Genomic DNA, 24,703 nt, shown 5'->3' with positions numbered 1-24,703 from the left:
TTAAAATATGATAGGTGAAAATTAGCTTCTTGTTTATTTATTATGAGATTAGCTTTTTTAATAAATAAACAATTGCTCAAATTCTTCACCCTCCGTTCGTTCAAATTGTATTTTTAATTTAACATTTAATTCTATTTATTGTCAATTGTAATTGTATATTAGCGATTATTAATAAAAGATAAATACTCAAAAGCTGTTGTCCCAAAAATACTTTTAAATTGTTTGTTTAAATGAGGTAAATCAACATATCCACATTGTGCTACTGCGGCATAAATATCACCAGTTTGCTCAATGATGGATTTTGCCCGTTCAATTTTGCAATTTAAGAAGTATTGATAAGGTGTAATACCAGTATGTTTTTTAAAATAACGAATGAATTGGAATGTTGTGAAATCTATTTCCTGACATATATCCTCTATTTTTAGTACGTTTTCGAGATGTGAATGGATGATTTCTTTAGCTTTTTTAATAACGAAACCATCTTTTTTCATTGATGAACTAAAATCTTGTTTAACTAAGCTGTCTGTTAACTGTAAAAACAACTCGTGGCATAATGAAGAGTTTTCTTCTGTTAAAACAGCTTGCGATAGCTTTAGTATATGTTGCTTTAGCATATTATTATAGATAATAGGCTTCTCAAAACAGATTATATCCTTTTTTTGAATCGCCTCTAAAAATAAAGAGGGTTCTATATAGAGCATAACATACTCAAGACCTTCTCGATTAAAAGCCATCCCATCATGGACCTGTTCGGGATTAAAAAACATGACGCCGTTTTGATGAGATAGCTGTAGATTCCCATCTAAATAGTAATGTTGAATTCCTTTTAACGTGACACCAAAAGCATATTCTTGATGAGCATGTTTTTTGTATTTAAAATCTGTAAAACTAGCCTTTAATGCTGTAATTCCATCCATTTTTCTATATGTAAAACTTTGCATGTTTTCACCTCTCACTTCCCATTAAATCCAGATCATCACGGCTGCATAAATCAAGCATAGTGCCATAAATACATTGACGACTTTTTTATGTTCTAGTAAAAATTGTTTAAAGATAGCCCCAAACAATACCCATAATAAGAAAGCAATTAGACCAATAATGGTAATAGTTATTACACTTAATGATAACGCTAAAAACGAATTATAATAAGGTAAGATAAAGCTTGGAATTACCGTCATTGTAAATAATACTACTTTAGGATTTAAAAACTGCAACAAAAACCCTGAAGAAAAATTTCCCGTTTTATTATTGCTATCACTGGAAGTATCCATTTTGTAAATTTGGTATGCAAGGTATATCATATATGTCGTACCAATAATTTGCATAATCAGCAACACTCTTGGAATCCATGTTGAAAAAAGAGTATTTAGAAACGCTGATAATACAAGTAATATAAAGAATGCAATCGTAGAACCGTAAGAAAAATGTAAGCCTCTTTTTATACCAAAATGCTGTGTTGTTGATAAAATTACGATATTTGTCGGTCCTGGTGTAACCGTAATAATAAAGCAGTACATTAAAAAAGATGTAATATTCACGAAGTGAGCTCCCTTTCAAGTTGATCTCTGTGAATTATTACATCTATTATTTAAATCATAATAGTACAAAATTGCACATTTACTTTGTCCAATTAAATGGTTTCCACTTCTCTTTCATCCATTTGGGGATTGGTGCTTCATATGGAGCTGTTGCTTTTAATTTGTCTTGGTGCCATGTAGCAGCCTTAGATCGAATCATTTCATCCAGTAAAGGCTGTACAAATTCCTTGGGCTCTAAGCGGAAAGAGTGGACAGCGAAATCGTAAAACCAGCCACAACTTAGTAAATAAGGTGTGATTTCCTTGCTCGATAGTCCATCTCTAATCATCAGTGTAAAAGAAAAAATTCTTTTACATGCATGCCAAGCCATTTTTTCTGGAGACAACATCCATGTCTCGAGGCGTGTTCTCGCTTTATCAATCATTATCAAGGGGTCATCAATAACTCTACCGTGACCTGGGTATGCTCTTTTTATAGATAATTTAGAGAGTCTCTCTAAACTATCATAGGATCTTCTTAAGCTGTTAGTGCCTTCTCGGTAAATATTCAACCATCCCAAATCGTTATAATGAAATAAATCACCACAAATTAATATCTGCTGTTTTGGCTCATATAAAGCTATATGCCCTAAGGTATGTCCTGGTGTATGTAAAACCTGTAAAGCACTATGCCCAGTAGTAATCTCTTGTTCATCAACAAGTAAATGCTGAACGTTATATTGTTCAACAGGCTGATCTAAATAATGTGCACAGCAAGATTCTAAATCGCATCTATTTACCATTTCTCCCTCCCAAAGATGGGTAGCAATCGGTAGGCCATACTGTTTTTGAAAATAATGATTTCCTCCAACATGGTCACTATGATAATGTGTATTGATGATGCCATTTAACTGTTTTGGTAATATCCCAATATCGGTTAAAAGTTTCTCAGTTCGTATAACATCACTTCCAAAGCCAGAATCCACTAAAAATGTTTGCTCGTCTCGAATAACAATACTATTAGCACTTGGAAATGAACGTTCAAAAAACAGAATTTCAGTTTTCATATGCTACCCCCTCTATTTATAAAATAATTCCAGAAAAACTCCCTTTTAATACCACCTTGTCTAGTTGATTTATACATGTAAATGCTGCAGTAATGGCCATTCGATTTTTTTCATCTGGTTCATATTGCTCAATTATTACATCACAGCGGATTGTATCATCACTAAACACAGGACGTAAAAACTCGAAATTCATTTTGCGGGCTAATACGTTATTGTCACCACCCACCTTTGTAGGAAGTGTTGCTGTTAAAAGCCCTTGAACCACAAATCGACCTTGTTCGTCTGGTGAGATATGATGAATGCCTTCATCTCTCGATATCTTCGTAAATAATTCAACATCTTCCACTGTAAACGTACGTTCAAACGTGATTTTTTCACCTACTTGTAATCCCATCAATATCCCCCTTTGAAGAGTACAAAATACTACTATAATCAGAATATTAAAACTTATTATCCTATTACTCAACTATTAAATAAAATATCTATATTACTGTATAAAAAAACCAGCCACCTAGCGCGATTGAATATCGAAACTAGGTGGCTTGATGGTGTTTTTGACTAAGGTTTAATTGTGTATATAAGAAGTGCCTATTTTACTTATATACTGTTTTGGGAAACTTAAAATATAATAAGAAGTGACTGCCTTGATTTATTTCATCAGCAGTAAAAGCTAAAAAAATGAGATTGTTAGAACAGGTAAAACATAGAGACGAAATTAACGATACTTGTTGTGAATGATAAAACCTCTTTTTCAAAAAGTGGGTTTCTTACATGTAGCTTTTTTAATGACCCCATTAACATTTATCCACACTGAATTAGATAACTACCTCTTACCTAATGAAAAAATGGGTTTGTCCTATCACCTTCCCTACAATTTACAGATTTCATTACCTGTGTGAATAATTGTGAATCAATCCACACTTCAATGATAGTAGATAGCCTTTATGGATTTTTTTTGATCCATGTCCTTATCATAAATAGTTTACGTATATTTTTAACCATCCACTTTACCACTATTTTAGTCATCCACTTGTCTATAATTTACAAAAATTCTTCTTCTTACTTAAAAACTATTCAGAGCTTGTGCAAATCTTTTAATTCCTTCATCGATTGAATCCACATCTTCTCTAGCATAAGTAAAACGGACAAAGCCATTTTGGGATCCCATTGTGGAACCAGGAACATAAATGACGCCTCGTTTAATCGATTCTTCCAGTAATTGTGTTTCACTATAATTTTTCAGCACTTTACACCAAATGTGGATACCCCCTTGTGGAATAGAAAACTCCACCTGATTTTTTAAATAAGTATCAAGGCTTTGCACAATTGTATTTCGTCTTTTCTCTAATTCTCTAATTAAGCTTTTGATATGCAAATTAAAGTTTATTGACTCTAAAAAATCATTAGCTATCCACTGTGTAAAGCTAGAATGACCAAAGTCAATTTGTTGCTTTGCATCAGATAACCTTTCAATAACGGATGTGGGACCAACAATCCAGCCTATGCGTAATCCTGAGGCAACAATCTTGGATAAAGAGCTAATGTATAATACATTTCCGTTTTTATCTAGTGATTTCAGGGTAGGAATTTTATCCCCTGAAAATGATGTCAGGCTATAGGGATCATCTTCTACTACTGGAATACCAAGCTTTGAGGATATGTCTAAAATAGCCTCTCTTCGCTTAATATTTAACGAAGAGCCTGTTGGATTGTGAAAATCAGGATTTAAAAAAATCATCTTAATACGATGTTTTTTATATAGTGTTTGTAAATCCTCTGGGTCGATACCATCCTTATCAACAGATAAATAATGAAGTTGTAAGCCTGCTGATTTAAAAATGGGCAGATTATAATTGTAAGAAGGATCTTCTATTGCGATTGTATCCCCAGGCTTTAATAAGCATTGGACAATCAAATGTAAGGCTTGCTGCGCCCCTGATGTAATTAGTATGGAAGAAGGTTTTGTATCAATCCCTCTACTATTTTTAATATGCTTCGTAAGGGTAGTTCGAAGTATTTCACTCCCCTGTGGATGATCGTATCCAAGGCTGCCGATAAAGGAGCGAGTTGCTGTGATTTCTCTTAATGCGCTTTTAGGGAAAAGGTCTTCTGATAATTCTCCTGTTGCTAAATTTATTAATTTATGTTCAACTGCCTCTTTTCTTATTTTTTGTGTGACAGGTAGATTTGGTAAAAAGGAGCCCGCCTCAATATATCGATTCCAGCTAGGAATTCGCTTCCTTGTGATCCCCCAAATATCTTTGCTAATGCTCGTACCACTGCCTCTATTTCGTTCAATAAGCCCCATTGCTTCCAATTCGTCATATGCACTAACAACTGTACTTCTATTTACGTTCAGAGCATTTGCTAAGTATCGCTCTGATGGTAAAGGTTTATCGGGTGGAAATGTCCCATCCGCAATACCTTTTTCAATATATTCTGCGAGTTGTTTATAGATAGCCTTTTTTGCATGTCGATCGGGTTTCCAATCCATATATACTCACCTCAATTGAGCATAATAATTTTTTTAGCAGCATCAGATAAGCTAAAAAATCAATCATAATATAACATCTTCTGTAGCTAACCATCCACTTTATTATTACTTTCGCCATCCACTTTAACATTCAACCACTATCATCCTATGAAAACCCTTACTCTACGCGTATTTAACTCGATAAAGTTATACTGAAATTATTTTTCTCGTTTTAGAACATTCTGTGTTATCTTGCAAAACACCTTGTCTTTCAAAGGATGTGCCACTATGATAAAAATCAATTGTGAATCAAAATCCATACAAACCCATAGTAGCCGATAGCACTTCAAAGAATCAGTTAAAGGGGTTTGTTTATGAAAAAAAGTTGGCTTAAATTAGTAGGTCTTTTCACTATTGTCACTATGTTAACCGGTTGTGACCCGTTATTAGTATTAGATCCAAAAGGTCCTCAAGCTCAAGTACAAGCCAAAGATATTATGCTATCGATAGGGATTATGTCCTTTATCGTACTAACCGTTTTTGTGATTTTAGCTTATATGTTAATGAAATATCGTGCTTCTAAGCAAAGTCCCGACTATAAGCCTCCCCACATTAAAGGGAGTACCATGGTTGAAATAATTTGTGTAGGCATACCTGTTTTAATTGTTGCGTACATGTCTATTATTTCTGTTCAAAGTAATTATAAGGTGGAATCGACGCCAGAAAAATATAAAAATGAGAAGCCATTGGTCATTTATGCTTCAACCTCTAACTGGAAATGGCATTTTAGTTATCCAGAAGAAGATATTGAAACAGTAAATTATTTGTATATCCCTGCTGAGCGTCCAATTGAGTTCAAACTTTACTCGTATGGACCGATTACTAGCTTCTGGATTCCTCAGCTTGGTGGTCAAAAATATGCGATGGCTGATATGGTGAATACTTTGCATTTGGCTGCGGATATGCCTGGAGAGTTTATGGGGAGAAATGCAAACTTTAATGGCAAGGGGTTCGCCGAAAACACGTTTAATGTGACAGCGGTGACTCATGATGAATTTGATGATTGGGTAAAGGAAGTAAAAGAAACAGCAGATCTATTAACGGAGGAAAAATTTAATTCGTTACTAAAACCAGGACATGTAGGACAGTCCACTTACAATGGAACACATTTAACATTTCTACCAGCACCAGAGGGTGAAAATGGTGGACATCAGCATGGTTCTTCGCACGTAAAAGATCATGCATCTCAATAAAAAAATCTTGAAATTCTCGAAATGAACTAGTTTACGATAAGGTTTATGTCGAAAGGAGACATAGTCAGATGGATTACTTTGAAAGATTTGCAATACCCCATCCAAGCCCAGCTATTTATGCCTCAATGGTCGCTATTGGTCTTACGGTGATAGCGATGATTGTAGGATTAACCTATTTTAAAAAATGGGGCTACCTTTGGCGTGAATGGTTAACAACAGTTGATCATAAACGAATCGGTATTATGTATTTAATTTCAGCCATTCTTATGCTTTTCCGTGGTGGTGCAGATGCGATTATGATGCGAGCACAAATGGCAGTACCTGACAATAAATTACTAGATGCACAGCATTATAATGAAATATTTACGACACACGGAACTGTGATGATTATATTTATGGCCATGCCGTTTATTATGGCCTTTATGAACTACATTGTGCCACTTCAAATTGGCGCAAGAGATGTAGCCTTCCCACGTTTGAATGCTTTAAGCTTTTGGCTATTTTTCATGGGGGCCATGCTATTAAATATTTCCTTTGTTATTGGCGGCTCTCCTGATGCTGGCTGGACGAATTATTTCCCTCTAGCTAGTAATGAATTTAGTCAATCTGTAGGGACGAACTATTACTTGTTTGCTCTACAAATTTCAGGTCTCGGCACATTAATTACTGGTATTAACATGATTGTTACGATTCTCAAAATGCGAGCACCGGGTATGACATTAATGAAAATGCCAATGTTTACGTGGTCTTCATTCGTCGCAAACGTTATTATCGTTTTTGCCTTTCCAGTATTAACGGTTGCACTTGTCATGGGAACATTCGACCGCCTATTTGCTACGAATTTCTTCACAACATCCAACGGCGGTATGGATATGCTGTGGGCGAATTTCTTCTGGGTCTGGGGACACCCTGAGGTTTATATTCTAATTTTACCTGCCTTTGGGTTATACAGTGAGATTATTTCTACTTTCTCTGGGCGCAATCTCTATGGTTATAAATCGATGGTCGGCTCAATGGTAATTATCTCCTTCCTTTCGTTTTTAGTTTGGACCCATCATTTCTTTACGATGGGACAAGGTGCTTTAACAAACAGTATATTCTCGATTACAACGATGGCCATTGCCGTTCCGACTGGAGTTAAGATCTTTAACTGGTTATTCACCCTGTGGAAAGGAAAAATTGTCTTCACAACGCCAATGCTATATTCTATGTTGTTTATCCCTACGTTTACAATAGGTGGCGTAACGGGGGTGATGCTTGGTATGTCAGCAGCTGACTACCAATACCATAATACAATGTTTTTAGTAGCACACTTCCATATGGTGATTATTCCTGGTGTTGTATTTGCGATGTTAGCAGGCTTACATTACTATTGGCCAAAAATGTTTGGCTTTATGTTAAATGAAAAAATCGGCAAAGTGACGGCTTGGATTATTGCAATTAGTACCATGCTAGCCTTTATGCCTATGTTCTTCTCTGGCTTAGATGGACAAGCACGCCGTATGTACACTTACTCGGCCTCAACAGGTTTTGGTATGTGGAATATGATTTCTTTTGTTGGTGCAATTGGCCTTACGATTGGCTTTATCTTAATTGTATACAATGTTTATTATAGCATTCGTTATGCACCAAGAAACGTTGGCTCAGATCCATGGGATGCACGTACTTTAGAATGGGCTACACCAAGTCCTGTACCGTACTATAATTTTGCAAAGGTGCCACATGTAATTTCAACTGAGGCACTATGGGATGCAAAATATCGTCAGCATGATTTGTTCCCAGAGAAATATGAAAACATTCATATGCCAAATAACAGTGGTGTACCTTTCATTTTAGGCTGTATCTTCTTTGCATGGGGCTTCTCATTTGTATTTGGTATGTGGATTCCAACCATTGTTACAACGATCGGTATTTTTGTTTGTATGGCTCACCGTTCGTTGGAAAAAGATCCAGGACATTATGTTTCTGTTGAAAAAGTGAAAGCAACGGAATCGAAATTGCGAGGTAGTCAATCATGAAAATCGATCAATCACTTCCTTTAGAATATAGTACACAGCAAAACCAATTGAATATTTTAGGCTTTTGGGTTTTTATCGGTGCTGAAATCATGCTCTTTGGGACGCTGTTCGCAGCTTACTTTGTTTTGGTAGATCGTACTGGAAATGGCCCTACAGGAGCTGACATTTTTGAAATTACACCTGTTTTATTTGAAACTTTTATTCTTCTAACAAGTAGCTTTACCATTGGCTTAGGGATACACGCCATGCGCAAAGGCAACACGAAAGCGATGATTACATTCTTTGTCGTGACGCTACTGCTTGGTGTAACATTCATAGGCTATGAGGTTTATGAATTTATTCACTATGTCCATGTTGGTGCAGGATTGCAAACAAGTGCCTTTACGGCTACCCTTTTGACAACATTAGGGACACATGGTGCTCATGTAACATTTGGTGTGTTCTGGGGGCTGTTTATTGTTTACCAATTAAAACAACGTGGATTAACACCAGAAACAGCCAATAAGTCTTTCATCTTCTCCTTATACTGGCACTTTTTAGATGTGGTCTGGATCTTTATCTTCAGTTTCATTTACTTGAAAGGAATGGTATGAAATGAGTGATTTATTCCCACTAAAACAAGTTATGGGGTTTGCCCTGTCGATTATCCTTACGATCATTGCGGCGAGTGTGTATTTTTTTGGTGTATCACTCCCCATTACAATGACGATACTTTTAGTCACAGCATTTATTCAAGCTGGCCTACAGTTAGTCGTCTTTATGCACGCCAGTGAAACAAAGGATAAACCTGCGATCTATACAAATATCTACTATGCTTTAATAATTGCTCTCGTAACCATTTTCGGGACTTTATTATGTATGATTTGGGGCTATCTCTAGAAGAGAGTATGAAAAAAATCGTCCTTTACTTGATGAGTAAGGACGATTTTTTTTATGACAAAACTATCGAGTTGTATAGCTTAACGAGAGCATCAAATGTACTTTTTCGTTGGAACGATTGGTGTATGTGTGAAGCTCTTCGCCATTAAATTTAATGACATCCCATTGATTTAATTGGTGAATTTTTTCTCCTACCTTCATCTCCAATTGACCGTTTAACACAAGAACAATTTCTTCTGATCCCGCTAAGTGACATTCACTGTACTCACTATTTGGCTCGATACACCCTCTATACCATTCCGTTCCATGTGTATTAAATAATGGCTCGACAAACCAGTCATTATTATTATTACCTGAAAATTGGTAATCTGATCCAAACCGATGCACTTCTATATTTTCTTTAAATGATAATAAAGAGACGAGTGGAATATTAAGTCCTCTACATATTTTCCAAAGGATATTGACGGTTGGATTCGTTTCCCCTCTTTCAATTTTCCCTAACGTTAATTTACTAACACTACTTACATTTGCTAATTCATCAAGACTCATCCTTTTACTTTTTCGAATTTCTCTTAGATTAAGCCCAACTTGACTAGATAAGTCAATATTTTCCTCATTCAATGTGTCGCACCCCTTCCATTGACTTTGTACACTAAGTATATTATAGTATACAAATCGGTTAATTATAGTTTGTTTTACATATAAAAAGTTAACTATAGTATATCAAAAATTGATTAAAAGAGGTGTTTTTAGTGATGGTGAAATCAAAAAACTTTCCGATTATTTGGAGCATTTTTTCTTTGTTTATACTTTCTATGAATCTACGAGCTTCGATAACATCTATCTCGCCAGTATTGAAAAATATTCAAATGGATTTGCAGATGACGAGCGTTGTAGTCAGTTTACTAACGGCTCTACCTGTGTTTTGTATGGGGGTATTTGCACCATTGGCTGGTAAGCTGAGTGAGCGATGGGGCATAGAATTGACGATTGGGGTATCCGTTTTATTAATTGGTGTATCAACAGCGTTGCGCTTAGTAGCAACCTTTCCTTTGCTTTTATTACTAACAGCTATTCTCAGTGGGATAGGTATTGCCATTACAGGGCCACTAATCTCCGGTTATATCAAAAAAGAATTTCCTAAATATTCTTCTACCATGATTGGTGTATATTCAGCTGGGATGGGAATTGGAGCATCTTTAAGCGCCGGTTTAGTCGTGCCCGCCATGCATGCTTTTCATCAATCTTGGAACGCAGCTTTAGCAATATGGTCGGTATTCGCTCTTGTGGGTTTCATTGTTTGGATTCCTATTATCAAAAAATCAAAGCAAACTCAAGAGGCAATAGAGAAATCCGTCAGTCAAAAAAGCCGATTACCTTGGAGGAATCGATATGTTTGGCTCCTTATGGTCATGTTCGGTTTACAATCAGGTGTTTATTATTCCCTTGCGACCTGGCTCGCTCCAAAAGTACAGGACATCGGTTATAGTGACGCCTACGCCGCAACAACGGTAACTATTTTTTCCGTTATGCAAATGATCTGTAGCTTTATTATCCCAATCTTAATTAATAATAGTGTGAAAAGAAAACCTTGGATTCTACTATGTGCTTTAAGCTCCTTTATAGGCATTCTATTATTAATTGGCGGGATCTCCCCCATTCTCTGTGCCACATTAATGGGGATTGGTGCTGGCGGATTATTTCCATTGGCCATGATTCTACCCTTAGATGCAACTGCTACACCAAAAGAAGCAAGCGAATGGACAGCCATTATACAATTTGGTGGCTATATAATAAGTGGCATAATTCCGATGCTTGTTGGGGTCATTAAAGATATAACAAACACCTTTGATGTTGCCCTTTTCGCCTTATTATTTATTTTAATTGTCATCATGTTGCTAACTTCAAAAGTTAAAACAAAAATCGAATCAACTATTCGCATTCTTTCATAGCAGGCTTTTGTACAAAAAATATGCGAGTATCACTATATTTAAAATGCTCCATCTAAAGAAAGGCGCTGTTCTTTTTTCAGTCGGTGAGTCAAAGACGACACTGTTTCAATTTCAATGGAAAATGTTCAACAGAAAGAAAAACTCATTTGCAGTGCATCACTACAAATGAGTTTATTCTCAAATTAATTATTCTGAACAAGGTATTGATAAATCGCCATCATCTCTTGTTTATTTAGCTCTCTGATGCGATTGAAAATAGGAATATCGACAACAGCCTCAAGATGTGAGCCTTCTGTAACAACATCACTTACTGTACCAGTTAACCAAGTTTGTACGTCAACTCCATCGACGATTTCCTGCCTCCCTTCTTCATTGATGCCACTTGCTTCACAACTCACACAAGAAACAGATAATTTAAATACACCATCATGAAGATTATCTTCTGAAATAACCTTCTTCCCTTTACAGAAAGGGCATGGATGACTTGCTTTTACCTTGTTAATTTGCGTTACGATTTTTTTATAGCCAAATGCCTCATAGACATACGTTAGTTTTTTGAATTTTCCATTGGTGAAATATTTATCGATAATGGCTTCTCTAGTTTCATTTATAGTAGCAAAATCACAGATGGTAATTAGATTTTTATTGCTTATTGCTTTAATGTTGCCTTTAATGCGATCCCAGAATGGTAGCACGTTTTGCAAGACGATTTCATATCCAACAAAGCTTGCCAGCTCTAATTCAAGCAGTTTCAACGATACCTTTGTTTCCCTAGGTAGTAAGGAAACATCGGTTGTAAGAGATATATCTCCCCCAACAATTGCTTTGATTTTTTCTAGCTGTGGTAATGACCCTACTGTTTTTATGACTTCATCAATCGGTTGATGAATAATTTCACGGATATCTATATCACCGTATCTTAATTTCTTTTGGTGGTTGAGGACAGAGCCATGACAGATTGGGCAAGGCATCATCTCTCTAGTTTCTTTCATTTGCTCTTTAATGATTGATTTAGAGATCACGATATAGCGACCAATGATAAAATTAAAGCCTTCCCATTTTTTTGAGGATTTTGTTGCTTTATCATAAAAAGATTTATCCCAATAACCATATAAAAATGTATGCTTTTCATCTTCTGTCATGTCATTATAGCTTTTACTGATATCTTGACCAAGTTCATTTTTTATCTCTGCAAAGAGGAACTCCAGTTTCGAATGTTGATAGTATTTTAAGACCTCCATCACATCTGGATGTAGTAACCCATCCCAAAATGGCACGCTTTTATCTTGAATGACAAGGTCAAAATCAAATTTTTCAATTTCTAAACGGCCAGAACAGCTTGGGCAATGATTTTCTTGGCTAAAGAAATCGAAGCTTCTTGTATCCTTATTCGTAGGGTGTGCAGCGACAATATGATTGATAAGGCCACCGATTTCATACAAAAAACTATACTGGCTATACAGATGTCTTTCAAGGTCAATAGCAATGACGGGGGCTATCTTGTTTGATTCATATTCACTGTAAATAAGACGGGCCATTGAGGATAAGCTTTTTAAGATGCCACCTTTATAAATATTTTCTGCATTTTTAAAATAACTTATAGGATGGTTTTCTAAGTATTGAATGCCGTTTCTTGATTCGAGCGTTGATGCGATTTGTAATGGGGCTGTGTCCGTTGAATGGTTATCCTGATCAAAATAGTCTTCATGGCTAACCACCTCAAGGTGTGTCACAGGCTCCTGCTGTCTTTTACCAAAGTCAACAATAAAATCTGAACTTTCTAACATATAGGCATTGTGCTCTATCATAATGATGGATATGGATTCATCTTGTAGGATGTCTCTAATACTATCTATAAATTGATTTAAAATGTTTTGAGATAGCCCTTTTGAAGGCTCATCAAAGATAAAGAGTGTATGTGGGTTTCGAGAATTCGCAAACAACTCAGACACTAAATGCACACATTGGAATTCACCAGTTGATAGGGATTGTGTTTTTCTTTCCAGCGTTAAATAACCAAGTCCAAGCTTAATGAGCAAGCTTAAACGCTTATGGGCAATATCTTCATTCGGAAGCTCGTCAATAATATCCTCAATCGAGCGTTGAAAAATATCATCAATTTCCTCACTATATTTTGTCAGTTTCCTTTTAATATCAAGGAAGGTTGCAACAGTGGATCGGCTAGTAATCGATTGATTGCGATCCTGTCCTACCATCACTAGTTTATCTTTTGGATAGCGCTTCACAAAGTCCTTAGCGATACATTCATTGACAAGCGTTGATTTTCCACAGCCAGACTCTCCTGTAAAGGTTACCAGTCGGTTTTGAGGAATTTCTATTTCATCCATTTGAATATTTCGGCAATGTAGATCACGGAATTGATAGAAGGTAGTTGGTATAACCTGATTCCGTTCCCAAAAGATTGGTTGTGGTCGAGGGGATTCTTCGACAATTTCCCCACCATATTTTCCACTACCTGGTCCAAAGAATATAGGCTGATCAGCTGTGTCTAACACTGTATCCGAATGATCGATAAGCCAAATTTGATTTTTAGAACCTAATTGCTGTATTTGCTCTAAAATTTTTAATAAGGTATTATGATCTAAACCAACGGAGATTTCATCGACAATAATCACTGTATTTTCGCTCGTTGCCATAAATTCTGCTAAGTAAAGTCTAGTTAATTCCCCACCTGACAATGTCCCCATAATGCGATTTAATGTTAAATAGCCAATATTCATCTGGATAATATTTTGAAGAATATGTTGTTTCTCTTCACTAATATTTAATTCCTTTGACAGAGAATAGATCGTTTCGATACTTAAATTGTGGATGTCAGATATACTATATTGGTCATTCCATAAAGTTATTTTATGTTGTTCTACTTCCTGACTATAGCGCTTGCCCCCACATTTTTTACATTCTACATTTTTGGTTGTACCACGACCTTTACAAGTTGGACACCAGCCTAATGCATTGTTAAAGGAAAAAACCTCAGGAGATAGATGAAATTCATCCCCCAGTCGATCACGAATCTCCTTAAAAACACCCGTATGCGTGCCAATAGTAGAGCGTGGATTTGTGGAAATGGATGATTTCCCTAAAAAAAGTACTAAGGGCATATCTTCCATTTTAATGGCGCTGAAATTTGTTTCCATAATATCTGAAAATAAATATTGATATTCAGCCTTTGGTAATAAAGAAACAAGGCGTTTTTTTGATTCTTCTCCAATTGTTTGACAAAATGTAGTTTTTCCAGACCCGGATAAACCTGCAATACCTAGTGATAGATCTTCTGGTAAGACGACATCTAAACGGTTAATATTGTTGGCAATTAGTTGATTGATCTTCATTATGTTATCCTTCCATTTACTAAATTTAGAGGGTGCTTAAGGTTTTTAGGATGCCCCTTTCTTATCTTAGAAGAGTGCCCTTCAGAAAATGAAAGAACACAATTCTTGCTAAGGAATTGCGCTCTCATTTGTCTTAATTTTATTTGAACTAAGCTAATACTTTTTCAAGCTGTGAACTCATATTTGTCCAAGCGTATTTAGCCCCTTCAATGGCTCCTTGACGAGCTTTTGTTTCTTCACTAAATCCATCTTGATCAAGATGCAGCTGCGTAGTACCGTCTGATGCTTGTGTTAACGTCCAAGTAACTGTTGTAGTTTCTCCAGCACTTGTCCAAGTGTATGATAATTTATGAGGCTCTTCTATTTCAAGAACCTCACAATCGACAATACCATTCCACCATTCGTTTGGCTCAGCTCGGAACTGAAATTTATGGCCTACAATTGGTTGAAAATCATTGCTCCAAATCCATTTTGCAAGTGTATCCGAATCTGTTAGAGCATGCCAGACTTGCTCGATTGAACTTGTAAATTTAAAATCTAATGATACATCTGGTTTCATTTATTTTCCTCCAATAGTAAATGTAATTTTGATATTCTATCTTTCCAAAAGCCTTCATAAATTGATACCCAATCTTGAATTTCTTTCAACGGAGCTGCATTCAGCCGATATCTCGTTTCTCTTCCTTCTTTTCGAGCAATGACAAGACTAGCCTCTTTTAGGATGGCTAAATGTTTAGATACAGCCGTACGCCCCATTTCAAATTGAGCCGTTAATTCGTGTAGCGGTAACTCATCTGCATTAGCTAACAAATTTAGCAATTGACGTCTTGTTGGGTCAGCGATGGCTGCATAGACATCACGCTCTTGGTTAGTGTTATTCAAAACCACCACCCTTTCTAATAGGACACTAAATGGTGTCTTAATTATATGACACCATTTAGTGTCTAGTCAATTTTTATTTTGGGCAAAATGATATTGATTTTATACCTTTGAAAAACCCTAAATTAATGCTTGAAATGCAAAAAAGTACAGAGGTTTAACCCTTTGTACTTTTTTGCATTATCATTTAAAATGGACCTCCAGCCTTTGGAGCTACAGAAGGGCACTTCACCATGCGTTCATAAGCGATTTTTTTAAGGAAAGGCAAAATTTACTTTCGATAATTTAAAGGCTGATCGATAGGTTGGGCATTTAAATTGAGCATTCTTTGTTCGCAATTCAATATATTTGTAATAGAGTATAAAGATGAAAGCCATTATAATCAATGTCTGGAATAATCCTAGAATTGGGCTCATTGATTGACCTGCTTTACGAGTGACTTTTATGCAAGTTCCAAAGGTAAAAATGCGTATTCCCCATCTCTAATAATGGGACATTTACGAACAGTTATGGGATACTGGAAAAGAGGACCATCAATGACGGTTGTATGGAATTCTCCACCTTCACCGCAAGGATCAATGTTACGAGCTTCGAGTTCCTTTACATATTCAGGGGTAAGTACTCGTCCTAAATCTTCCTCTATCATGCCTAATGATAAATTGACAGTGACAATAACCGTAACAAATCCTAAGTGAATAAATTCATCGACAGCTTCTCGATGATTCATCTCCCATAATGGCATGCCGAGCTTTAATCCAACTCTTTTTGTGACCTCGTCATGCCAGCAGCCTTGTGCAGGAATATCTAAATCACCTGTAACTAATACCTCTGCCCCTTGATTTTTAGCATTTTCTAAAAGACCTAAAAATACACTTTCGTAATCTGCCCAACTTGCCGCAGCTGTATAGACGGGTAAACCAATCGAGTCAGCTTGTGCCCGTATAAGCTCAGGTGGCATTCCATGTGATCTAGAACGTTGGCCCTCTTCCTCGAACATCACGATAAGTCCAATCGCTCTTCCTACTTGTGATGCTTTATAAATTGCTAGGACACTATCCTTTCCTCCACTAAAGGAGGCTATAAATTTGTGTCCTTTAGCACTATTTTTCCAATTGATTAATTCTACCATTTATATTTTCTCCTTTTTCTTATTTTTAATCGTCTAAAAATAATTGTGCACTATCATCCACAAGCACACTATGTTCAAAGTCGTGCGAATGTAGAGCTAGTAATCTCTGTTGAATTTTATAGGAATATATTCATTGTATAGGTATTGAAGATTCATAGATATAGCCTCGATATCCACTTTAATTATGGTTATAACCAAACTGAATTGTTTGAAGCTTTTGTTTAAAATTGTTTTCGATCTCAATGGCCTCTAAGGCTGTGATATCTTTTGGTAGTACTTTTAAAATTGTATATTGGAATTGTAAATGTGCATTAGCGTTTTGTTGACCTAACTGTTCAAATGCTAGGTTGCCTCCATTGATTGTCGAGGCATATTCTGACCAACGTCCGAGCAAGCCATTTTTATTGTAGGAGGAGCCAATATAAATTTTTCCATTAGATCGATCAGTGATGGCGTAAATTCCATTGATTGCGCTTAATGCGATATGCCAATCTGCATATGGTTGAGGATTATCTATGATTTGTTTCAGCTCTTGAAACGTTAACAGGACATTTTCGTATCCTGGAAAGTCAAATTGACTCGTATTGACGAGCTGGGTAATGATTTTTTTATTGGTAGCTTTTTGATACCATCGTACAGCTGCCTTGCCCCATTCAATAAATAATTTATTTTCATAGGGCTGTAATGGATCATTTGGGATTTCGAACAAAGGATGCATAATTTCACCTTTATAAGGTTCTAGCAAAAATGGTGAGCAATCAGGGGATACGAGTGGTGACGTCCCATGTCTTACTTCATACGATGTTAAGTATTTCGCTGTCGTACTTTCATCCGCTGAAAAGACAATGACATGATCATAGGCAGCATAAAAATCGGGCATTTGTTTTTGTGTATATTCCCGTAGAAAGCCGTCACGATACGCTTTAATAAATCGTTCATGCTTTAAAGAATGGCGAATAAGTAAAGTTCTATTGACATTATAATTACAGCGGGTTAATAAATCAGATAAATAAAGATGAACCATTTTTAATCTCCTTTTTTAGACGATACTCTTTTTTTGATAAGACACATTTATCGTACTACATTTGTGAATATTCATAACCAAAAATTAGCATTATTTGATTTGATGGAGATGAAGTGTATTAGTGTCTGTTAGAAGCCTATCAATCCAAAGTTATGTAATAAAACACCCTCTTATTCGTTTTTCATAAGAGGGTGTTTGGGCACAGCCTTTTAATATGCTTGAGCAAACCAAACCGTATGCTTTGCCTCGTTTCCACAGCAAATACAAGAAGTCTTTGTTGTCGGCGGATTAAATGGAATATTACGAGTCGTATATTTTGTCTCTTCTTTCACTTTTTCCTCGCATGCATCATTCCCACACCATCCAGCAAGAACCCAGCCTGGAATAGTGCCGTTATCTTTGGCTGTTTTAATGTGCTGTTGTAATTGTAGTAGAGTGTCAATCATTGTATGAGCGTTTGCCTCACGGAATTGACGTGCTTTTTCCAATAAACGGGTTTGCATGGTTGTTAATTCTTCTTCAATGGCTGTAATGACATTAGCTAAGTCAATTGTTTGTTTATCTTCTTCATCACGTGCTTTCAATAAAGCTTGATTGTTTTCAAGGTCACGAGGTCCTAGTTCAATACGAACTGGCACACCCTTTAGTTCCCATTCATTAAACTTAAAGCCTGGCGATTGGTCTGAATCATCAAGACGTACTCGAATACCTTTCGCTTTTAGAGCAGCAAAAATCTCATCCAGATGCTCCATAATTTGAGGATTCTTTTTCCAAGGACCAACAGGAATCAATACTACTTGGGTTGGTGCAATTTTAGGTGGTAAAATAAGACCTTGCTCATCCCCATGCACCATTATGACAGAACCAATTAAACGAGTAGAAGTACCCCAAGACGTTGTGTGTACATATTCATGCTGGTTCGCTTTATTTAAATACTTAATATTAAAGGCTTCAGCAAATTTTGTACCTAAATAATGGGATGTACCAGCTTGAACTGCCTTGCCATTTTTCATCATCGCCTCAATTGAATACGTATCAATTGCACCTGCAAAACGTTCAGAAGGTGTTTTTTGTCCATCATAGACAGGAATTGCCAATACTTGCTCCACAACCTCCTTATAAATCTCTAGCATTTGCATCGTTTCCTTACGAGCATCTTCTTCATCTACGTGAGCCGTATGCCCCTCCTGCCATAAAAATTCAGATGTACGAATAAAAGGAAGTGTTTTCTTTTCCCAGCGGAAGACATTTGCCCATTGATTAATAAGTACTGGCAGGTCACGGTAGCTTTTGATCCAATTTGAGTAAAGATGGCCAATCATCGTTTCCGATGTTGGGCGAAGCGCTAAGCGTTCCTCTAATTGCTCTCCAGCAGCCTCTGTCACCCAAGGAAGCTCAGGTGAAAATCCTTCAATATGGTCCTTTTCCTTTTGGAAAAAAGATTCAGGAATTAACATTGGGAAGTAGGCATTACGATGCCCCGTTTCTTTAAAACGACGGTCCATCTCCTCTTGAATATGCTCCCAAATTTCATAGCCATCCGGTTTAAAGGCAATACAGCCACGAACAGGTGTATAATCCATTAAATCTGCCTTTTGGATGGTTTCGATATACCATTTCGAAAAATCTTCTAGTTGTTTTGACATATGTGTTTTCCTCCATTTTTTTTAAAATAAAAAGCACAAAGCTGTCCTCTGAACAAGGACGTCTTTGTGCTGGATAGACGTGGTACCACCTTTAATTTAGTTTTAAGTTGTCAATTTAAAACCCTTTAACGTTTGGTAACGAAAACGACTCGGTTATGTTTGTTGCATAACATCTCCGTGGTAGGTTTTCAGATAAGAAGCGGTGATATAGCTCTCAGCAGCTGCTATATTTTCTGGTTCACAATTCTTTCTTACTTGGCCACATCATCAATTGTATATTTTCAATAACTTTAGCAAAACAGTTAAAAAATATCAATCATTTTACTTAAAAATCTGATTTATTCACTGATACACTATCATTAATTAGTTTTGTGAAGTCTTCTACCGATAGTGGTTTACTGAAATAATAGCCCTGTACATATTCACAGCCATGCTCACGAAGCACTTTTAACTCAGCTTCTTCCTCTACACCCTCTGCCACTACCTCAAGGTTTAGTGCATGCGCTAAAGAAATCATCGCGGAAATCATGGCAATTCCTGATTTTTCTGGGACAATATCACGGACAAATGCACGATCTATTTTTAAAACATCTACAGGGAATTTCTTTAAGTAATTTAGCGATGAATAACCAGTTCCGAAATCATCTAATGAAATCGTTATTCCTAGGGCTCTTAATTGCTTAATTGTATCAATTAAATCCTCTGTGTAATCCAACATGCTCATTTCTGTAATTTCAATTTCTAAAAAATGTGGATTTATTCCTGTTTCTGCAATAACGTCTCGAACCATTTCGACAAAGCCTGTTGTACTAATATGGATAGGAGAAATATTGACAGCCACTCGTAAGTTTAAATGGTAGTTTTCGTTCCAAGCACGTGCTTGTGCGGATGCTTTTCGTAACACCCAAACACCGATATCATTTATAAGTCCACATTCCTCTGCGAAAGGAATAAAGCGGTCAGGTGGCATTTGACCTAAATCAGGATCATACCAGCGTAATAGTGCCTCCATTCCAATTACTTTATCTGTTTTTAAATCAATTTTTGGTTGATAATGTAGTTCTAAAATATCTTTTTTTAATGCTTGATGTAATTTTGTTTCGAGTAATAGCCATTTATCATTTGCTTCTTCCATATTTGGACGATATAAGCGATATTGATTGCCACGGGTAGATTTTGCTGCATACATTGCTATATCAGCATTTTTTAATAGCTCTTCAATAGAACTTGCGTGATCTGGGAAAATACTAATGCCAATACTAATGCTAGCATAGAACTCATACGTATCAACAATAAAGCTATCATTAAATACACCCATGATTTCCTTGGCCATTTCCTCAATGCGGCTAACATCGTTAAGAATCATCACAAATTCATCACTATTGTGACGGTAGAAGGAATTAGATGTATGATCAATATTTCGCAGTCGATTCGCCATCTCTACTAGAAACATATCCCCAATAATATGACCAAGTTCATCGTTAATGTTTTTAAAACGATTCACATCAATGAAAAACAACGCAAACTTTTCTTCTGTACGTCGAGATTGATGGAATTCATTTTCTAAACGCTGCTCTAATTTACGACGGTTTGGTAGCCCTGTCAATTCATCGTGATAAGCGATATGGGTAATTTTTTTTATATCCTTCTGAGCAGTAATATCAACTCGTATAGCAATATATTGGTATGGCTTTCCGTTATCATCAAGGAATGGAATAATTGTCGTTTTTACCCAATACAGGCTACCATCCTTTGCGCGATTACATACCTCGCCATTCCACATATTTCCCTTACCGATTGTTTTCCACATTTCTCTGAAGAAAGATTTTGGATGGAAGCCCGAATTAAGCAAACGGTGATCCTGGCCTAATAATTCTTCACGCGTATATTTTGATATTTTGCAAAAATGATCATTAACAAAAGTGATTTTTCCAGTTCGGTCTGTAATCGCTACGATGATTGAACTATTCATGGCTGAAAAAATATCTTGTAATTCTTTCAAACTGTAGTTAACTTGATTGATACTACTAGGCGTGATATTCATCATTTTCATTCTCCGTTCATTAAAATAAGAAGGGTTTGGTACTTTTGCTTTATCTTATCGCGAGGTATAAAGTTGTGGTATAGTGCCCTTTTTTATGTAATTATATTATAGTCCTAGAAAAGCAGTTAATTCAACCCAAATATCAAAAACATTCAAATCTAGATTTGATAAATTTCAAGGAAATCGACAAAATTTAGGTGTATTAAACATACATAGTTTCTCTTATTTTATAGATATACATTACTATAGTACTACTCGTAATGCTATCTTTAGGCTTTTTATCTTTAGAATATATGATTTTGCTGTTAATTTTACGATACTTAAATAAATTCTTCTTTTATGTTACATTCAAAAAATGCCTTACTGTCACATACAGGCAGTAAGGCATTTCATGAGCTAAGAGATTTCATATTCTATTCTGCCTCCCAATGCTTTGGCTTGTTCATTGTATGCATCTAACTGCTCCTGAGATAAATTTAAAATATAATAATGAAAATTGATTGGTTCAAGACCATGTTTCTCACATACTTGTTTATAAAATTCATAGCCTTCACGATAATCTGTCATCTTAATAACTTCCTTTCAAATGTGCAGCTTGTAAAAATAGTTTGATTGTTCTATAACAGAAACATTATTTTAAAAATAATATATAACAGTCGTGCTCTCAAGTCAATAAATTATCTGATATTTCTTTCAACAATTTTAAAGCCCAATCCATATGATTTAGTATGGCTGGGCTTTCATAAAATATTCACATCGGCTTCCGTAATAATCACATCCTTAAACGCCTAATTGTTTGGCTTGCATGTTATAAGCAGAAAGTTGTTGTTGAGATAACTGTAATACATAATAACGGAAAGAGATAGGTTCTAATCCATAACGTTCACACATTTCACAATAAAATTCATAGCCATCACGATACTTTGACATAAAAATTCCTCCTCTAGTTAAAACTGTTTTATAACAGTTGTTTTTATTTTTATTTAATATATAACAGTTTGCTTTACTCGTCAAGTATTTGCTTATAAAATAAATACATTTGTATGGAGGACAATAAAAAACCAATATCCCCATCTACAAATGGAGATATTGGATATTCTATTAAGTGTTAGAGGTAGACTCTAATGCACCTTTAATCTCTTTTATTTGTTCAATATGTCGCTGTTCATGTAAATATATTTGTTCAATCCATTGATCAAGTGGCAATTCACCAAGAGCTGGGTGCTTCACGGATTTTTCTGATAATATAGATGTATCCTCAATTGTATCAAGGAAAGTAATCAATTGTTTTCTTGACTCGTCCAATAAATGCATTATTTGCTGAACAGTAAATAGGTCCTCAGCCGGTTCAACAATTTTAGGCGCTGTAATTTTATTGGATCTGTCGACAATTAATTGAACATTTTTTCTATTTGTTTTTTTGTGATCTGTTTGCTTTAATCCCCATGTGATTGCTTTAATAGATGATTCCTCCACTAAGACTAAGTGATGGCAAATTTGAGCTATACTCCAACTGTTTGCTTCGTGCTTACCGTTCAATTGACTATTATTTAACAGTTCGATTTCAGCTACTAAATTATTTCTAGTTTCCATTAGTTGATTTGTTATAAATTGATTCAAAAGCCTCTCCCCTTACTTTGTGTTTATTGAACTCTATTCTGCATATGTTCTATTATGACATATTCTCTTAAGCGACTTAGAATTCCTTTAATTTTATAAGATGACTAACCTTTTATCTGTCACGGACGATATTAAATGGGTTATTTTCGAGAACCTGTTGAAGCTGTTCATCTTCAATATGCGTATAAATTTGCGTCGTCGCAACACTCGAGTGCCCCAGTATATGCTGAAGGCTGCGGATGTCTGCCCCTGCTTTATACATCATGGTAGCAGAAGTATGACGTAGTTTATGCGGTGTCAGTCTTTCTTTTTGAAGTCCTGATTGCTGATTAATCTGTTTTACTATTTTAGCTACGGTTTGCCGAGTAAAGCGTGTGCCCTTTTGGGAAACAAATAGCGGCTCATCCCCCTCTCCTTTATAGGCTGTCTTTCCACAAGCTTCATAGTCTGTGAGTGCCTGCATACAGCTGTCATTTAAATAAACTGTCCGTTCCTTATTTCCTTTACCAACAACAGTTAAATATCGACCTTGTATGGATGATTTATTTAACTGACAAAGCTCTGATACACGAATTCCTAAATTCAAGAAAAACATCATCATGCAATAATTTCTAGGGGAGGCATGATTCGATTGAATGCCGTCGATAAATTGCCTAGCTTCCTCAATATTCATATAAATCGGTCGTTTTCGTCCAATCTTTGGTGTTTCTAATTCATCGGCAGGATTTTCTTCGAGAAGGCGACGTTTACCTTTTAAGTATTTAAAAAATGATTTTAAAGTAGCAACCTTCCTTGCTCTTGCAGATGCAGAGTTTCCACGCTGCACCTCACAATATTCCATAAATAAATAGAGATCTTCCAGTGTGATGTCACGTATTTCTTCTATTGTAATGGTAGAAATATCGATAGAGGTAATGTTGCGTATATCTAAATCGTGTTGGACAGCTAAATGAAATCTGAAAAATAGTGTCAGATCATATTCATATTCTTTTCTTGTGCGCTGAGACTTTCCTCTAATGGTTGTTAAATAAACAAGGAAGTCCTTCATAAATTTTGGCAGCTTGGTCTTTTGCATCAAATCCCCCCTATTTGCTCTATTTTACCATGAAAAAACGTTCCCAAATATAAATTTGGGAACTTTATAATGAAAAAAATGCCCTTTTTTAGCATTCAGAACATACGTTCTTATATAAAACGTTAAAAAAAGATGATTCTCTACAGAAAGAAAATCATCTTTAAAAAATGTTTTTTTGAAAGTTCCCTGTTTCATGCATAAAGCGTTAGAAAAATGAATATTTAAATCTAGTATACTTAATTGCAATGAGACGATTTTAAAAAAGTCGATATGGGGTATTATACATGTCGATTCGTCTCACAGTGCGCATGGAATTATTTGGTTTTTTTGTTTGAGTAGGGCATTTCTTCTACTTAACGAATATGCTGTATGTTCCATCTACATGCTTTGACATTGTCCAATTCGTTGATAGCATTTGTTGAAGCTTAGCGATGGTTTCTTCATGACAATTTAAATACTGAATGCCTGTTTCTATCAATTGATAGTCCTTCCCTTCTTCTAATTGAAAACGAAGATGGAGTAAACGTTGAATACCTGGCAATGTTACATATTTAATACGATAGTTACCATGTAAGGCATCTAAGAACAAATGTTCCCCATCTTGAAAAAGTGCTATTGTTTCTAAAAATTCGTAGTTTGGTACCTTTTCTTTCCAAACCGACACATCCCCTGTGTGCAATGTTTGTACAATTTCCTCATCTGTAAAATCTAATTTTGAAAGCTTATCTAGCTCATATGCTTGCATTAAGTTAATGATTGTCATTTTACCTGCTCC

At 35.8% G+C, this 24,703-nt stretch carries 23 protein-coding genes; 5 read left to right on the top strand and 18 right to left on the bottom strand.

What is annotated here, in order from left to right; translation table 11 throughout:
- Positions 1-158: 158 nt before the first annotated feature.
- The 5 genes from AC1RNS_RS05910 to pdxR all read right to left on the bottom strand — a co-directional run bounded on the left by AC1RNS_RS05910 (position 159) and on the right by pdxR (position 5,077).
- Entirely contained in the window at positions 159-941 is a 783-nt protein-coding gene (locus AC1RNS_RS05910; protein WP_492991409.1) for an AraC family ligand binding domain-containing protein, read from the bottom strand.
- 21 nt (positions 942-962) lie between these two features.
- Positions 963-1,538: a LysE family translocator gene (locus tag AC1RNS_RS05905; protein WP_492991408.1), complete on the bottom strand. Its 576-nt coding sequence runs from the start codon at positions 1,536-1,538 to the stop codon at positions 963-965.
- Between the two features lie 79 nt (positions 1,539-1,617).
- Positions 1,618-2,583: an MBL fold metallo-hydrolase gene (locus AC1RNS_RS05900; RefSeq protein ID WP_492991407.1), complete on the bottom strand. Its 966-nt coding sequence runs from the start codon at positions 2,581-2,583 to the stop codon at positions 1,618-1,620.
- 16 nt (positions 2,584-2,599) lie between these two features.
- A complete protein-coding gene (locus AC1RNS_RS05895) occupies positions 2,600-2,977 on the bottom strand; it encodes a hotdog family protein (RefSeq protein ID WP_492991406.1) in 378 nt (125 codons plus the stop codon).
- A gap of 669 nt (positions 2,978-3,646) precedes the next feature.
- Positions 3,647-5,077: a MocR-like pyridoxine biosynthesis transcription factor PdxR gene (pdxR, locus tag AC1RNS_RS05890; protein ID WP_492991405.1), complete on the bottom strand. Its 1,431-nt coding sequence runs from the start codon at positions 5,075-5,077 to the stop codon at positions 3,647-3,649.
- Between the two features lie 353 nt (positions 5,078-5,430).
- Here pdxR and qoxA point away from each other — a divergent pair, with 353 nt between their 5' ends.
- From qoxA to qoxD, 4 genes are all read left to right on the top strand, one after another.
- Positions 5,431-6,309: a cytochrome aa3 quinol oxidase subunit II gene (gene qoxA, locus AC1RNS_RS05885; RefSeq protein ID WP_492991404.1), complete on the top strand. Its 879-nt coding sequence runs from the start codon at positions 5,431-5,433 to the stop codon at positions 6,307-6,309.
- A 68-nt stretch (positions 6,310-6,377) separates the two neighbouring features.
- On the top strand, positions 6,378-8,327 hold the full coding sequence (gene qoxB, locus AC1RNS_RS05880; RefSeq protein ID WP_492991403.1) for a cytochrome aa3 quinol oxidase subunit I: 1,950 nt from the start codon (positions 6,378-6,380) through the stop codon (positions 8,325-8,327).
- Entirely contained in the window at positions 8,324-8,920 is a 597-nt protein-coding gene (qoxC, locus tag AC1RNS_RS05875; protein ID WP_492991402.1) for a cytochrome aa3 quinol oxidase subunit III, read from the top strand. The genes qoxB and qoxC overlap by 4 nt, the downstream gene beginning before the upstream one ends.
- Position 8,921: 1 nt before the next feature.
- Complete coding sequence (qoxD, locus tag AC1RNS_RS05870; RefSeq protein ID WP_492991401.1) at positions 8,922-9,206, top strand: cytochrome aa3 quinol oxidase subunit IV; 285 nt, start codon at positions 8,922-8,924, stop codon at positions 9,204-9,206.
- Positions 9,207-9,269: 63 nt separating this feature from the next.
- On the opposite strand, the gene AC1RNS_RS05865 is transcribed toward qoxD, so the two are convergent.
- Positions 9,270-9,827: a helix-turn-helix domain-containing protein gene (locus AC1RNS_RS05865; protein ID WP_492991400.1), complete on the bottom strand. Its 558-nt coding sequence runs from the start codon at positions 9,825-9,827 to the stop codon at positions 9,270-9,272.
- 134 nt (positions 9,828-9,961) lie between these two features.
- Here AC1RNS_RS05865 and AC1RNS_RS05860 point away from each other — a divergent pair, with 134 nt between their 5' ends.
- The gene (locus AC1RNS_RS05860) at positions 9,962-11,158 is read left to right on the top strand and encodes an MFS transporter (RefSeq protein ID WP_492991399.1); all 1,197 of its coding nucleotides are present in this window, start codon (positions 9,962-9,964) and stop codon (positions 11,156-11,158) included.
- Between the two features lie 182 nt (positions 11,159-11,340).
- On the opposite strand, the gene AC1RNS_RS05855 is transcribed toward AC1RNS_RS05860, so the two are convergent.
- From AC1RNS_RS05855 to AC1RNS_RS05800, 12 genes are all read right to left on the bottom strand, one after another.
- Positions 11,341-14,511: an ATP-binding cassette domain-containing protein gene (locus AC1RNS_RS05855; protein WP_492991398.1), complete on the bottom strand. Its 3,171-nt coding sequence runs from the start codon at positions 14,509-14,511 to the stop codon at positions 11,341-11,343.
- 148 nt (positions 14,512-14,659) lie between these two features.
- Positions 14,660-15,070, bottom strand: a complete 411-nt coding sequence (locus AC1RNS_RS05850; protein WP_492991397.1) for an SRPBCC family protein — start codon at positions 15,068-15,070, stop codon at positions 14,660-14,662.
- Positions 15,067-15,393: an ArsR/SmtB family transcription factor gene (locus AC1RNS_RS05845; protein WP_492991396.1), complete on the bottom strand. Its 327-nt coding sequence runs from the start codon at positions 15,391-15,393 to the stop codon at positions 15,067-15,069. The genes AC1RNS_RS05850 and AC1RNS_RS05845 overlap by 4 nt, the downstream gene beginning before the upstream one ends.
- A gap of 439 nt (positions 15,394-15,832) precedes the next feature.
- Positions 15,833-16,519 (bottom strand): Dph6-related ATP pyrophosphatase, encoded by a 687-nt coding sequence (locus AC1RNS_RS05840; RefSeq protein ID WP_492991395.1) that lies wholly within the window; start codon positions 16,517-16,519, stop codon positions 15,833-15,835.
- Between the two features lie 178 nt (positions 16,520-16,697).
- Positions 16,698-17,543 (bottom strand): GIY-YIG nuclease family protein, encoded by an 846-nt coding sequence (locus AC1RNS_RS05835; protein WP_492991394.1) that lies wholly within the window; start codon positions 17,541-17,543, stop codon positions 16,698-16,700.
- A gap of 209 nt (positions 17,544-17,752) precedes the next feature.
- Positions 17,753-19,189 carry a proline--tRNA ligase gene (gene proS / locus AC1RNS_RS05830; RefSeq protein WP_492991393.1) on the bottom strand — a complete coding sequence of 479 codons (1,437 nt, stop codon included), beginning with the start codon at positions 19,187-19,189 and terminating at the stop codon, positions 17,753-17,755.
- 325 nt (positions 19,190-19,514) lie between these two features.
- Complete coding sequence (locus AC1RNS_RS05825) at positions 19,515-21,236, bottom strand: putative bifunctional diguanylate cyclase/phosphodiesterase (protein WP_492991392.1); 1,722 nt, start codon at positions 21,234-21,236, stop codon at positions 19,515-19,517.
- A 393-nt stretch (positions 21,237-21,629) separates the two neighbouring features.
- Entirely contained in the window at positions 21,630-21,800 is a 171-nt protein-coding gene (locus tag AC1RNS_RS05820) for a transcriptional regulator (protein ID WP_427542444.1), read from the bottom strand.
- A 213-nt stretch (positions 21,801-22,013) separates the two neighbouring features.
- Entirely contained in the window at positions 22,014-22,163 is a 150-nt protein-coding gene (locus AC1RNS_RS05815) for a transcriptional regulator (RefSeq protein WP_283868035.1), read from the bottom strand.
- A gap of 171 nt (positions 22,164-22,334) precedes the next feature.
- Positions 22,335-22,853: a DinB family protein gene (locus AC1RNS_RS05810; protein WP_492991391.1), complete on the bottom strand. Its 519-nt coding sequence runs from the start codon at positions 22,851-22,853 to the stop codon at positions 22,335-22,337.
- A 112-nt stretch (positions 22,854-22,965) separates the two neighbouring features.
- Positions 22,966-23,928: a tyrosine recombinase XerC gene (locus AC1RNS_RS05805; protein WP_492991390.1), complete on the bottom strand. Its 963-nt coding sequence runs from the start codon at positions 23,926-23,928 to the stop codon at positions 22,966-22,968.
- Positions 23,929-24,277: 349 nt separating this feature from the next.
- On the bottom strand, positions 24,278-24,691 hold the full coding sequence (locus AC1RNS_RS05800) for a hypothetical protein (protein ID WP_492991389.1): 414 nt from the start codon (positions 24,689-24,691) through the stop codon (positions 24,278-24,280).
- Between the last annotated feature and the right edge of the window lie 12 nt (positions 24,692-24,703).

The organism is Lysinibacillus sp. GW821-FHT14F06 (assembly GCF_058803665.1).
This window is presented reverse-complemented; position numbering and strand designations above follow the sequence as displayed.

Excerpts from the sequence above, each read along its gene's own strand:
- AC1RNS_RS05910 (WP_492991409.1), bottom strand. The coding sequence starts at position 941 with ATGCAAAGTTTTACATATAGAAAAATGGATGGAATTACAGCATTAAAG.
- AC1RNS_RS05900 (WP_492991407.1), bottom strand. The coding sequence starts at position 2,583 with ATGAAAACTGAAATTCTGTTTTTTGAACGTTCATTTCCAAGTGCTAAT.
- AC1RNS_RS05895 (WP_492991406.1), bottom strand. The coding sequence starts at position 2,977 with ATGGGATTACAAGTAGGTGAAAAAATCACGTTTGAACGTACGTTTACA.
- pdxR (WP_492991405.1), bottom strand. The coding sequence starts at position 5,077 with ATGGATTGGAAACCCGATCGACATGCAAAAAAGGCTATCTATAAACAA.
- qoxA (WP_492991404.1), top strand. The coding sequence starts at position 5,431 with ATGAAAAAAAGTTGGCTTAAATTAGTAGGTCTTTTCACTATTGTCACT.
- qoxB (WP_492991403.1), top strand. The coding sequence starts at position 6,378 with ATGGATTACTTTGAAAGATTTGCAATACCCCATCCAAGCCCAGCTATT.
- qoxC (WP_492991402.1), top strand. The coding sequence starts at position 8,324 with ATGAAAATCGATCAATCACTTCCTTTAGAATATAGTACACAGCAAAAC.
- qoxD (WP_492991401.1), top strand. The coding sequence starts at position 8,922 with ATGAGTGATTTATTCCCACTAAAACAAGTTATGGGGTTTGCCCTGTCG.
- AC1RNS_RS05860 (WP_492991399.1), top strand. The coding sequence starts at position 9,962 with ATGGTGAAATCAAAAAACTTTCCGATTATTTGGAGCATTTTTTCTTTG.
- AC1RNS_RS05855 (WP_492991398.1), bottom strand. The coding sequence starts at position 14,511 with ATGAAGATCAATCAACTAATTGCCAACAATATTAACCGTTTAGATGTC.
- AC1RNS_RS05850 (WP_492991397.1), bottom strand. The coding sequence starts at position 15,070 with ATGAAACCAGATGTATCATTAGATTTTAAATTTACAAGTTCAATCGAG.
- AC1RNS_RS05840 (WP_492991395.1), bottom strand. The coding sequence starts at position 16,519 with ATGGTAGAATTAATCAATTGGAAAAATAGTGCTAAAGGACACAAATTT.
- AC1RNS_RS05835 (WP_492991394.1), bottom strand. The coding sequence starts at position 17,543 with ATGGTTCATCTTTATTTATCTGATTTATTAACCCGCTGTAATTATAAT.
- proS (WP_492991393.1), bottom strand. The coding sequence starts at position 19,189 with ATGTCAAAACAACTAGAAGATTTTTCGAAATGGTATATCGAAACCATC.
- AC1RNS_RS05825 (WP_492991392.1), bottom strand. The coding sequence starts at position 21,236 with ATGATGAATATCACGCCTAGTAGTATCAATCAAGTTAACTACAGTTTG.
- AC1RNS_RS05820 (WP_427542444.1), bottom strand. The coding sequence starts at position 21,800 with ATGACAGATTATCGTGAAGGCTATGAATTTTATAAACAAGTATGTGAG.
- AC1RNS_RS05815 (WP_283868035.1), bottom strand. The coding sequence starts at position 22,163 with ATGTCAAAGTATCGTGATGGCTATGAATTTTATTGTGAAATGTGTGAA.
- AC1RNS_RS05805 (WP_492991390.1), bottom strand. The coding sequence starts at position 23,928 with ATGCAAAAGACCAAGCTGCCAAAATTTATGAAGGACTTCCTTGTTTAT.
- AC1RNS_RS05800 (WP_492991389.1), bottom strand. The coding sequence starts at position 24,691 with ATGACAATCATTAACTTAATGCAAGCATATGAGCTAGATAAGCTTTCA.